The 13,167-nt window shown below is 44.7% G+C and carries 7 protein-coding genes; 5 read left to right on the top strand and 2 right to left on the bottom strand.

Annotated elements, in window-relative coordinates; translation table 11 throughout:
- Positions 1–2 precede the first annotated feature (2 nt).
- The 3 genes from N477_RS16190 to vioE are packed head-to-tail and all read left to right on the top strand — an operon-like array spanning position 3 to position 3,032.
- On the top strand, positions 3–1,292 hold the full coding sequence (locus tag N477_RS16190; RefSeq protein ID WP_063362672.1) for an FAD-dependent oxidoreductase: 1,290 nt from the start codon (positions 3–5) through the stop codon (positions 1,290–1,292).
- Positions 1,292–2,428 carry a hypothetical protein gene (locus N477_RS16185; protein WP_063362673.1) on the top strand — a complete coding sequence of 379 codons (1,137 nt, stop codon included), beginning with the start codon at positions 1,292–1,294 and terminating at the stop codon, positions 2,426–2,428. Before N477_RS16190 ends, N477_RS16185 begins: the two co-directional genes overlap by 1 nt.
- Position 2,429: 1 nt before the next feature.
- On the top strand, positions 2,430–3,032 hold the full coding sequence (gene vioE / locus N477_RS16180) for a violacein biosynthesis enzyme VioE (RefSeq protein ID WP_063362674.1): 603 nt from the start codon (positions 2,430–2,432) through the stop codon (positions 3,030–3,032).
- 69 nt (positions 3,033–3,101) lie between these two features.
- Here vioE and trpS read toward each other — a convergent pair whose 3' ends face one another.
- Positions 3,102–4,100: a tryptophan--tRNA ligase gene (trpS, locus tag N477_RS16175; protein ID WP_063362675.1), complete on the bottom strand. Its 999-nt coding sequence runs from the start codon at positions 4,098–4,100 to the stop codon at positions 3,102–3,104.
- A gap of 549 nt (positions 4,101–4,649) precedes the next feature.
- Here trpS and N477_RS16170 point away from each other — a divergent pair.
- Entirely contained in the window at positions 4,650–10,079 is a 5,430-nt protein-coding gene (locus N477_RS16170) for a glutamate synthase-related protein (protein WP_063362676.1), read from the top strand.
- Between the two features lie 13 nt (positions 10,080–10,092).
- Positions 10,093–11,883 (top strand): sulfite reductase subunit alpha, encoded by a 1,791-nt coding sequence (locus N477_RS16165; RefSeq protein ID WP_063362677.1) that lies wholly within the window; start codon positions 10,093–10,095, stop codon positions 11,881–11,883.
- 51 nt (positions 11,884–11,934) lie between these two features.
- Here the strand turns inward: N477_RS16165 and N477_RS16160 are convergent, their stop codons facing one another.
- Positions 11,935–12,864 carry a glycerophosphodiester phosphodiesterase family protein gene (locus tag N477_RS16160; protein WP_063362678.1) on the bottom strand — a complete coding sequence of 310 codons (930 nt, stop codon included), beginning with the start codon at positions 12,862–12,864 and terminating at the stop codon, positions 11,935–11,937.
- Positions 12,865–13,167 lie beyond the last annotated feature (303 nt).

Below are 13,167 nucleotides of genomic sequence, written 5' to 3'. Positions count from 1 at the left end.
TCATGAAGAAAATAATCGTCATTGGCGGCGGTCTAGCCGGTGGCCTGACAGCCATTTACTTAGCAAAACGTGGATACGATGTACACATCATAGAAAAACGTGGAAACCCCCTACAAAGTCAGGCCGACTATATTGACCAAGTCAGCTCACGCGCTATTGGGGTGAGTATGACCGTAAGAGGTATTGAAGCTGTTGTCGCTGCGGGGATCCCAGTTGAGGAATTACAAGCATGTGGCGTTGAAGTATCTGGTATGTCATTTTTTATCAAAGGTGAGCCTAAGACACGTGAACTGCCACCGCTTGAGAAGCTCAAACCGCTGTCATTAAGTCGCAGTGCATTTCAAGTTTTACTTAATAAATACGCAGAGCTGGCAGGTGTTCATTACCACTATGACCAGCGTTGTATTGAAGTAAACTTAGACAACAGCTCAGTCATGACCAAAGACAGTAATGACAACTTTGTCACTCATAAAGGCGACTTACTGATCGGTGCAGATGGCGCGCGCTCATGTGTACGAGAGGCTATGCAGTCAAACTGTCGACGCTTTGAGTTCCACCAATCTTTCTTTAAGCATGGTTACAAAACTTTGGTAGTGCCTGATGCCTCAAAAGTGGGCTTACGCAAAGATCTACTTTACTTCTTTGGCATGGACTCAGGCGGTCAATTCGCAGGACGTGCAGCGACTATACCTGATGGCAGTATTAGTTTTGCTGTGTGTTTGCCTTATACAGGGCAAGTAAGCTTACATAGTGATGACAGCACCGCAATGCGTGCATTTTTCGATCAGTACTACCCGATGGTGCCAGAAGATATTCGCCAAGATATGTTCGAGCAATTTATGGTGAAGCCAAGCAACGACTTAATTAATGTTCGTTCTTCTACCTTCCACTATAAAAACACTGCGCTACTGATTGGTGACTCAGCCCATGCCACAGCGCCGTTTTTGGGCCAAGGTATGAATATGGCCCTTGAAGATGCATATGTGTTAGATACTTTATTTGAGCAATATGGCGATGACTTTGGCAAGGTGCTGAGCGAATTCACAGAGCTTCGTAAAATAGAAGCCGATGCCATGCAAGATATGGCACGGGCAAACTATGAGGTGCTTAGCTGCTCAGATCCAGTCTTCTTCATGCGAGCACGATTTGCCCGTTACATGAACCAAAAGTTTCCAGACCATTACCCGCCAGATATGGCAGAAAAATTATATTTCACTTCAATGCGTTACAGTGAACTTAGAGACAAGCAAGAAAAGCAAAACGTTTGGTATAAAATAGGGAGAATGAATTAATGAAGATTTTAGTCGTTGGTGCAGGCCCATCTGGCCTGATGTTCGCAAGTGAAACTAAAAAATTACAACCAGATTGGGATATTCGCATCATTGAAAAGAATCATCCAGATGCAAACGTTGTTGGCTGGGGCGTAGTATTACCAGGACGTGCACCGCACCACCCTGCAAACCCGCTGTCGTACTTAGCAAATCATGAAACGCTTGACGCGCAATACTTAGAAGACTTTAAACTCACTCACCACAACCAAAGCGCGCTAAAAAGTACTGGTGTGACCCTGTGTGGTGCAGAGCGAAAGTCTATGGTCAGAGAGCTTAGACAACTTTGCGTCAGCCTAGGTATCACCATTGACTATGAACAGCCAGCCCTTGAAGATGCTGAGCTGCTATGCAATGACTATGATTTAGTGGTGGTCTCAAATGGTATCAACCACACCACCACATACTACCGTGATGCACTGAAACCAAAGATTGAGTTCGGTAAAAACCGCTATATGTGGTATGGCACACCTAAAACTTTTGATGCCATGAACCTGATTTTTAAATCTCATTCTAAAGGCATTTTTGTCGCGCACTCTTACAAGTACTCAAGTACTATGAGCACATTCGTGGTGGAATGTAGCGAAGAAACCTATCAAAAGTCAGGCCTAGATGAAATGTCAGCGCAAGATGCAGAAAAATTCATCGCATCCGTTTTTGAAGATGACTTAGACGGTAACCCTGTAATGGCGCAAGAAGGCCTAAAGTGGCGTAATTTTATGACTTTGAGCCACGAACAGGCGTTTGATGGTAATGTCGCACTGCTTGGTGACGCATTGCAATCAGGCCACTTCTCAATCGGTCACGGTACCACCATGGCTGTAGTTGGGGCACAGATCTTAGTAAAGGCCGTGTATGATAACCCAGACAATGTACAAGCAGCATTGACTGACTTTAACCAGCACGTCATGCCTATCATGCGTTTATTTGACCAACACGCCACTATTAGCCGCTTGTGGTTTGAAACTGTCGAAGACAGAATGCATTTATCTCCCCCAGAAATTGCACAGAGCTTTGCAGAGCGCCGCAGCGAATTACCGCCGTTGCCAGCAGCACTTGGCCAAGCACTAGAAAGAGCGCTGGCTCGTGGAGAGAAGTAATATGGACCTGCAAAAGCAAAAGCAGCGACCAAAGCTACCTGCGCAGTGGAGCACCAGTTATATTTCTTATTGGCAGCCGATGCAGCCGGAAGAGCACATTACATCAGGTTATTGCTGGTTTGACTATACCCGCAACGTGTGCAGAATCGACGGCCTTTTCAATCCATGGTCTGAAGAAAAAACAGGTCATAGATTGTGGATGTCTGAAATCATGTACCCTGCAACCAATGAGTCTTTCAAATCGAAAGTTGCGTATAGCCGTGAGCACATGGATAAACAGAGCTCCTTTAAAGAGCAAGTCTTAAATGACGAAGTTGACCCGTGCCACGAGCTCATTTTGATGCAAGATGTATTGGAATTGTGTGATGCTCAGTTCCAAGGAACATGCGAGGTTCTCGGATTTGAAGCTGATATTTGGCATTTCCAACGCCCGAATGGCAAAGGCCCCGCCACATATTACTTCAAAGCAGATACCAATCAGCTTTTGAGAATGGTCACAGGTGACCCTCAAAAAATGGCTTCCGTTCGAGATTTCCCTAATTTCAACACCCGTGAAATTGACCCAGAAATCTTCCAACACGTGCCATTAAAACAACCTGAGTAATGACCCAAGTGCATTGGGAATGAGGCGTGCCGACCACATTTAACATGTGGTCGGTCACATCATCATCCTTCAAAGAATATTCAAACCAAACGCTTGCTTCACTCTCCCGAGTACTTGTTGTGACTTTTGATTTGCCTGCTCTGTGCCAGCCAATAATACAGCTCTCAGCTGCGCAGGATCCGCAATGTACTGTGCTCTTCTAGCCCTAATTGGGGTGATTAAATTCACTAAACAATCTGCCAATACACCTTTGAGTTTACTGTCTCCCAAGCCGCCTCGACGATAATGCTCTTTGAGTGATGCAACATAGCTCTTATCGTCATGAAAAGCGTCCAAGTAAGTAAATACAACATTCCCTTCAACCTGACCTGGGTCATCAACACGAATATGATTTGGATCTGTATACATAGCACGCACGGCTTTGACTATGTCATCATCAGTACTACCAAAGGTGATCACATTGCCAAGAGATTTCGACATTTTGGATTTACCATCAACTCCAGGTAATCGGGATACCTCACTCAATAACGGCTTAGCCTCGATTAAAACTTGCTTACCAGCAACATGGTTAAGCTTGCGCACAATTTCGTTGGTCAATTCAATCATAGGCAATTGATCCTCACCTACAGGCACCAATGTCGCGTCAAATGCAGTGATGTCAGCGGCTTGGCTTATAGGGTAATTTAAGAAGCCCGCCGGAATGGAAGCGCCAAAGTCTTTACTGGCGATTTCTGCTTTAACTGTGGGGTTACGCTCTAATCGCGCAACACTGACGAGGTTGGCATAATACATTGCCAGTTCAGCCAATGCAGGTAATGCCGATTGCAAACAAATCGTCGTTTTAGTCGGGCAGATCCCCACAGCCAAATAATCAGCCATGACGTTGAAAATGTTGTCTGCAACTTTTTTAGGGTTGTGGCCATTGTCAGTCAACCCCTGCATGTCAGCGATTAATATGGTTTGATTGTGCTGCTCTTGTAAAGATACACGATGCTTTAAGGAACCCACAAAGTGGCCTAAATGCAATGGTCCGGTTGGTCTGTCACCAGTAAGAATGGTATGTGTCATAGCTGTCTCCTTGTTTATTTACTACCGAAAGAGACAGAGTTTGTGTATCAACCTTCACCTTTCGGCAGCAGTTGAACACACGTATTCAAGCGCCGCTCTATTAAGAGCGCCACCAAGATAAATTGATAAGTATTTCAAAATTATAAGTATTCATAACGGGGTTAAGCTAACACAGGGAAAACAATTCGGCAAGACTATTTTTTAAACTCAAATCCTTCCCCTTTGCAACCTTTGCTGCGATTCAAAAAGCTTCAAGAAAAACTCAATAACACAATAAAAATTCACAAGCGTGAAAAATATTCAACTCATTTACAAATCATGAGAAAAAACACAAATAAAATTTAAAAATCATAAATTTAGACATGAAAACCCTTGTGGAAGCCATGCAAAAAAAACAAAAACACCCACCAATAATAGAATACAAATATTTATCATTTGCATATAAATTCACAAAGAAGTAGCTTGGAAAGCCTGCTTAAAAAATGTGTAGCTCGTTTTCAAAGTTAATGACCAAGATGAGCACACCCGTTTTACTGAATTGGGTACACTATGAAACGATATTTATTTGATAAAGACCTCGATAAGTCTAGTTGTGGTGTCGGCTTTATTACTCACAAGCAGAGCTTAAAAACACATCAACTTATCCAACACGCACATCAGGCACTATGTATGATCCCACATAGAGGTGGTATGAATGCCGAAGGAATTGGCGATGGCGCTGGTGTAAATATTGATTTATCTCTCACATTTTTTAGAAAAGTGACCAAACAACCACATCTAGAATTAGGTGCGTTTGGCGTCGCTAACTTTTTTCTGCCCAATGACAGTACCAATCGTGAAGATGCACTGTCATTGATCAGCCGTGTTCTAACTGAACATAATCTAGAGGTTATAACAACACGAGATGTTGCAACAGACAGCTCTGTACTCAACCCTGAAAGTCAAAAAGCACAGTTAGCTATAAAGCAATTTGTTTTTTCAAGACCCGTTCATATCAGCAGCGAATCCGTCTTTGAGTCGCTAATACATCAAGCACTTGAAGAGATTGAGCTGCATGCATTTACCTCAGAACACCTTCGTGGTTTATATCCGCTCTCAATGAGCTCACAAACGCAAGTATTAAAGGGTCGATTAAATAGCTGGGAAGTGATCCCCTATTTCAAAGACCTCAGTGATCCGGAACAGCAGGTTCATACTTTATTCTTCCATACTCGATTTTCAACCAATACAGCACCTAACCCCATGTTTGCTCAGCCATTTAGACGCATGGCACATAATGGAGAGTTAAATACCGACAGGAAAAATAGACTCAGTGAAAATGCCATTGCTAAATATAAAAACAAGCGTTTGATATTCCCTGCTGGTCAATCTGATTCGGCAAGACTTGACCAAACACTTGCAAGACGCGTTATCGAAGACGACATGCCGATTGATGTGGCAGCGCTGGCTATGATGCCACCGGCTTGGGAAAACGATGAGAGCTTATCTAAGCCCGTGCGCGCGATGCTTGAGTACTTTTCACTATATGAAGAGAAAAACGACGGCCCAGCGGCCTTTATTTTTGGCGACGGCGTTAAAGTTGGCGCACGATTGGATAGACTCGGGTTGAGGCCACTTCGCAGCGTTGAAACCCATGACTATTTAGCAGTAATGAGTGAAGCTGGGCAAATTGACTTTCCCGACGAGGAGATTATTCGCAGAGGCCGTATTGAAGCTGGCGGCATGATTGTCTTTGACCATCAAAAAAAAGAAATAAAACTCACCGCACAGATCATGGAAGAACTCGCAGCTGAACACGATTATGCGGCGATGTTAAACAAAGCAAGGCTCACGCTGGCAGAACTCCCCGCCATTAATCAAAGCGATGTCACCCACAATACTCAACTCAACATAGCAGCACAACATGTTGCGTATAGCATGAACCAAGAGAGCTTTAAGTTTATGCTTGACCCCATGTTGCAAGATGGCTCTGAAAAAATATCAGCAATGGGTTATGGCCTCGCGCCTAACGTACTTACTCGTGAGGAGGGGGGAGTATCACGTTACTTCAGTCAGCGTTTTGCACAAGTGACTAACCCACCGCTAGACAGCATTCGCGAAGTCGATGGTATGACTTTACGTGTAGCGCTAGGAGCAAAGCCCAATATTAGCCCAACAAGTCATCGCCAAATTGTGCTCAATTCACCACTCTTAAAACCTCAAGATTTGGCGAAGATCAGTGCCCAAACGGCACTCAAGGTGAGCACTTTGCCCATGTTGTTTAATGTTGACCCAGAACACACAGACCATCAACAGCAATTACTTGATGCACTCAAAACTCTGGCTTGTCGCGCCGAGCAATTAGCTCAGGACGGCTGCGATATTATCATCTTGAGTGACCAAGCGGTTACCCATCAGCAGGCAGCGATCCCGGCACTGTTAGCTGTTGCGACCATTAACCAAAAGCTAATCGCCGAAGGGCTGCGTTTTAATACCAGTTTAGTCTGCCATACAGGTCAAGCCGCCAGCACCCATGACCTTGCTTGCCTACTTGGGTTTGGTGCATCCGCGGTGTGCCCTATTACTGTCTACAATCGCGCCGTTGAGCTATTCGAAAATGAACAAGCGGTACTCGATGCACTCGCTCGATATCAAAAAGCCGCAGAAAAAGCCTTGATGAAAACCATGGGTAAATTCGGTTTGTGTACCGTTGAGAGCTACATTGGCGGTGAATTTTTTGAAGCCAACTTCATAGATACTCATGACCCATTGCTCAAAGCCATTTTCCCGAATATTCACTCACCAGTTGGCGGAGCGCGCTTTAAAGACCTCGTAGAAAGTGCCGTAAGCTGGCATAAAAAAGTATTCGAAGTGCAAGCTGAAGATCAAATACCTGTGCTCGGTTTATTCAAAGAGCGTGCGCAAGGAGCCGGTCACAGTTTTGGTACAACTGCCGTACGTGAATACATCAATATGACAGAAGAGAAAATTCAATATATTGATGAATCACAGCTGGAGTCCACAGACACAGGCGTGATCTTGCCTGAGGACGATGGTTATAAAGACTTAGGCTTCGAAGCCAGGACGCCTGAGCAAATCGCTCAATTTAAGATAACACAAGCTTACAGGGAGTTTAGCCACAACTTACTGGTTGAACGCCATCATCGGCCTGCTGCACTGCGAGACGTGCTCGCCCTACCCTTAGACTTTACCCAACTTAACAGCACGCAAGCCTTCATTGATGCGCTCAAGTTGATTGAGATTTCAGGCTCCTTCCAAGTACATGTGAGAGGGTTAAATGTTGAACCTATCGCACAGCACAAATGGCTATTGAGCCACAGCGCCAATAATGTAGATACCAATAACTTTCTGGCTGAGGCACTCAATCAACTATTCAAAGCAGAAGTGTATGAAGTTCTGCCAGCCAATGACAAAATACTCATTGAAACACGAACTAACTCTACGCTTGATAAGTTGTGTAACAAATTAGTGAGCGGCGCAGATGAAATTTCTCTCACTGATGTGCAGCCCGCTCATGAAATAACGGCGACATTCGCCTCTGGCGCAATGAGTCATGGCGCCTTGGTCGAAAAGGCCCACGAGGCTGTTGCGCAAGGTACTAATATCGCAGGTGCGATGAGTAACTCAGGTGAAGGCGGTGAAAACTCACGCCGCTACAATACGGTCAAAGCCAGTAAAATAAAGCAGTTTGCCTCAGGACGCTTTGGTGTTTGGACTGGCTACCTTGCCGATCCTGCACTACAGGAAATCGAAATCAAAATTGGCCAAGGTGCAAAACCAGGCGAAGGCGGACAATTACCCGCACCAAAAGTGAACGTAGTTATCGCCGCAGCGAGAGGCGGTACGCCAGGGGTCGAACTCGTCTCTCCTCCACCGCATCATGATACCTATTCAATCGAAGACTTAGGCCAGTTAATTCATGATGCAAAAGCTGCGCGCGTACGCGTGATTGTTAAGCTAGTGTCTTCTGAAGGCATTGGTACTATTGCTGTGGGTGTCGCCAAGGCTGGCGCTGATGTTATCAATGTTGCAGGTAATACAGGTGGCACGGGGGCTGCGCAAGTAACCAGTTTAAAACACACGGGGCGTGCTGCCGACATTGGCATTGCAGAAGTGCATCAAGCGCTGGCTGAAAATGGCCTGCGCGACAAAATAATGCTTCGCTGCTCTAATGCACACCAAACTGGTAGTGACGTGGTGAAATCAGCGATGCTTGGAGGGGATTCCTTTGAATTTGGTACCACCGCCTTGATGATGCTCAAATGTGTGATGGCCAAAAACTGTAATTTAAAATGTCCTGCTGGATTGACCACAAACCCTGAAGTGTATCGAGGCGACCCAAGAGCACTTGCACAGTATTTTATGAATGTAGCCCACGAAGTCCGCGAAATCTTAGCCAGCATTGGTTATCGCTCCCTAGCTGAAGTTCGAGGACGCTCAGATCTGTTGCATTTAGTATCTCACCCAGCCATGGTCGGTAAGCTGGATATGACAGCAATGTTGAAGCCAGCCCAAGAAATAAAGATTACTACACCAATTTATTTAGAAGCTAACTTTGACATCGACAGTGCTTGGTTGCAGCAATTAGAAAGTGATTTTCTTACCACTAAGCTCACCCAGTTTGAAAGCGATCCTGTCAAGCTCAACAACTGCAACAAAACCGTGGGTGGTCAATTGGCCATCGATATTGAGCGTATTTTGAATTATCGCTTATCGGATGCTGACATTGAAAACCACCCCGCCATAATGCGCCTTGAAAATGGTCGTAAAACGCTCAAACCCAATAGCATTAAACTGCATACAACCGGTTCCGCGGGCCAAAGCTACGGTGCTTTTAATAACTCAGGCATGTTACTGCAACATATAGGCACTTGTAATGACGGTGTCGGAAAAGGCGCAAGTGGCGGACAAATCGTCGTTACCAGTGGTAATAACTCTATAGAAGAAAATGTCCTCATTGGAAACTTTGCCTTGTTTGGTGCGACAGGCGGACAGCTATACGTTAACGGCCAAGCGGGTGATAGATTTGGCGTCAGGAACTCAGGAGCCGTTGCTGTAATTGAAGGCGTTGGCGATTTTTGTTGCGAGTATATGACCAATGGTGCCATTGTGAATATTGGCACGTATGGCAAAGGCTTTGGTAACGGCATGAGCGGTGGCACCGCTTATCAATACGACCCGTCAGGACGAATAAGTGAACTCTGCTCCCAAGATTCAGTCACGGCTTTGCACCTAGGAGAAGACGATGCACTTTGCAAAGGGCAAGAACAAGCACTATTGCAACATTTAACTGATCATGTCACAGCAACACGCTCCTTAAAAGTTCAAGCGCTTCTAGATGACTGGCAAACAGCCAAACAGCACTTTTATGTGCTTATCCCGAATGCGTTGTTCCAGTATCACTGTGCGGATCGCATTGTGCAAACGCTCAATAGACGCGCCATGTTGGAAGAGCTATCACAAGGTTGGGCTGAAAAGTCGGTTAAAACGATAAAGCATGCATATCAGGACTATCAAGACACCAATATCAGCTTATTTGATGGTGAACTCCCCGACTATGGGGACTGTGATACAGATCTTGTGTATCGCTACATCAGCAGCGCAGGCATTTTACATAGGGCTGACCAGCTTGTGCAAAAGCAACATGCGCAAGGCTATACAGAGGTCAATGCACACTACTTGTTTGATACGTTAGATCACAAGCTTATCGATGCATTAGCTAAAGACGCCAAAGAAGCACTTGCCAGTTATGACGACCAAGCACTTAGTTGCTTGCTGGCGCAAAAACGTGTGCAAGATTACAAAGATGCCCTCTCTCTTAGAGAGGTATGTGACTCACCAGCGATTGGGACAAGTGTGTGGATCATTCACAGAGACAAAGCGGTGCAACAAGCCTTGCTTGAATATCGCAGTTTAAATGAATTACTCGCCACACATTATTGCCATGTACTTTCAGAAGCCGTCAGGCACGCTGCGTAAGTAGGAGAAGATTATGGAACACATTAAAAGCAACAAAAAAGTCCCGTTTTTACCACAGGATATCCCATTTAACGACGATCAAAGACAATGGCTAGGCGGCTTTTTAGCAGGTCTGCATACACGTTTGCTGGTCAAAGAAGAGCATGTATCAACCACCAGCGCGCCGCAACAGCAGGTTAAACCCATCACCATTATTTATGGTTCTCAAACAGGGAACGCCGAGGGCGTTGCCGAAGAAGCAGCTGAAATAGCCAAAAATCACGGTCTTTCTCCTGTGGTACTAGATATGGATGATGCTGACCTTGCTCAGCTCAGCCAAGCTGAACGGCTACTGGTTATTACCAGTACATATGGTGAAGGCGAGATGCCTGATAACGCGCAGGCACTGTGGGATGATATATCTAGTGACACAGCGCCTCGCTTCGACAACACCTATTTCTCTGTGCTGGCTCTTGGTGATACTAATTACGATGATTTTTGCCTTGCTGGTATTCAATGGGATGAGCGCCTTGAAGCGCTTGGCGCAACACGCATCGCAGACAGAGTCGATTGCGATGTGGCCTTTGAGTCGCCCGCGCAAGAGTGGATTGCCGAAACCTTACCGACCATTGCACAAAAAGGCAGTAACGGGCAAAGTGAAGTCATTCCCACTAGTGCACCTGTGGCCACTAAAAAAGCCAAACCCAAATTCACACGCGAAAACCCATTTGAAGCCGAATTGGTGAACGCGTATACACTGAATAAGCCGGGCTCTGGTAAAGAGACATGCCACTACGAGTTTTCGTTACTTGATTCAAAGGAAGTGTATGACGCAGGAGATGCCATTAATTTGATCCCTGTTAATCGTGCAGGTTTGGTTGAAGAATTAATCGCATTACTTGGGGCGCGCCCTGAGCAGCAAGAGCAGCACGATGGCCATACGCTTGAACTGCAAACTATTTTTAGTGAACATTTAGAGATCAGAATACCTAGCAAAGAGTTTGTCGCTGAAGTGGCTGCCCGAAGTGGTGATGCTCAATTTATTGCTAAATTAGAAGAAGATGCTCAAGCCTTAAATGATTTTATTTGGGGTCTCGATTGTGTTGACCTATTGAGAAAATATGCACCCAATGCATTCACCGCAAGCGACTTTATCCGCTTATCAAAACCCCTTGCGCCAAGAGCTTATTCAATTTCATCGAGTATTAAGAAACATAACAATCAAGTACATTTAACCATTGCCAGCGTCCGTTATGAGCAAGAAAACCGCGCCCACAATGGGGTCTGCTCCACCTTTTTGGCCGATGTCTGTAAACCCGGTGATAAAGTGAAATGCTACTTTGCACCAAACAAACATTTTTCGGTACCTGAAGACCAATCAGCGCCAATTATCATGGTCGGTCCAGGAACCGGTATTGCGCCATTTAGGGGCTTTTTAGAGGAACGCACGGCCACTGAGGCCACTGGTGACAACTGGTTATTTTTTGGCGATAGGCAAAAAGCATGTGACTTTTTATATCAAGAAGAGCTTGAGCAAATGCAGCAAAGCGGCTTGCTTACCCGTTTAGATTTGGCATTCTCTCGTGACCAAGCGCAAAAAGTCTATGTACAAGACAAAATGCAAGAAGAAGGCGCTGAGCTCTTTAGCTGGTTAGAACGCGGTGCCTATTTTTATGTGTGTGGTGATGCGTTTAGAATGGCCAAAGATGTTGATAAGGCCTTGCATGATGTCATTGCTAAGCACGGCGGTTTTGATGCAGCAGAGGCTCAGGCCTATGTCGCAAGCCTTAAAAAACAAAAACGTTATGTGCGAGACGTCTATTAAAGATGAAAAAAGGCTGCACACGCAGCCTTTTCTCTATTCAAACACGCTGATTTACTTGCTTTTAGCACCTTCAGATAAGCCAAACATATCAGCAGTAAACAGGCCAATGCCCTGCTCTCTTAAATCACTGCTTGATGAATAAGGCTGCTTAGTTTGATAAAGGTATACTTCACTGCCATTTTGCTGAGCGCGTGCAGCAAATTGTTCAGGCCATCCCCATAAAATCTTACCAAACTGCTCTGGAATTACGAGGGTTGTATTACTACAAGAGCCGGGGTAGTAACGTGACCAACCAATAAAAATGTACTTAACAAGGCAGCGTTTGCCGACCTCTTTTGAGTACGTCATTTGCTCAGGAAATTGCTCAATAATTTCCTCTGATACACTTTGAATACCCATAAAGCTAATACGGCTGCGCTGTTCAACAGTCAGCTTATTTAAATGACTCGTCAAGACTTCGATTGACTCTGGACCTGCTGTTTTCACATTAAGTAAAAACGATTTTTCTGGGAATTTCGTAAGCACTTCAGTTAAAGATGGAATAAGGCCAACCCCTTTGCCTCTAAGTGGGTATATTTCCTCTTCACCGACACTATAGCCGTATCCTGTATCTAAAGTTTTTAAATATTCCATGGTTTGCTTTGAGGTCACCCCTTCGCCATTGGTTCGGCAACCTAGTGTCCAATCATGAAAAATAGCCAGCTCTTTATCTGCTGTCGCATGTACGTTTAGGTGCACAGTATCTGCCCCTAATTCAAATGCTTTCTCAATTGCGGGGAGCGTATTTTCGATAAATGGATGTTCAATAGACGTCAACCTGTTTGCTGTACAAGTTTCGTTAGTCACACCTCTGTAGTCAGTAGGTTGTACTAATCCTTTGTAAGAAATAACCTTTCCGGGATTTTGTAGCTCAAGATCAGGTTGTCTTACAGCTAAAATAATGAGTATTAAAATGGATAAACGTACAGCCCAGTGTTTCATGAATTCCTCAAAAATAAACCTTTAAGCCTCGCATTTTAGCAAAGTTAGTAGGCTTAAGGAATTATCTAGCCTCTAATCACAGCGCTATGGTCGCTGGTTACTACTTAAATATCGTCATTTGCTTTATTTTTATTCATCTTAATGATATTACTGAAGTTTACTTAAAAGCATGTCCGCCGCGCTTATAACTTAGACTGTTTCCAATAAAAATGACAATACAAAGAAACACGATTTACAGCACCTTAGTTATATTAATTTTGCTGTTACTAATGATTACTAACTCAGGGCAAGATCATGAACTTT

This window comes from Pseudoalteromonas luteoviolacea H33-S, assembly GCF_001625695.1.
In the GTDB taxonomy this organism is placed as follows: Bacteria; Pseudomonadota; Gammaproteobacteria; order Enterobacterales; family Alteromonadaceae; genus Pseudoalteromonas; species Pseudoalteromonas luteoviolacea_B.
The sequence above is the reverse complement of the archived record's forward strand: the minus strand, read 5'-3'. Positions and strand labels throughout refer to the sequence as shown.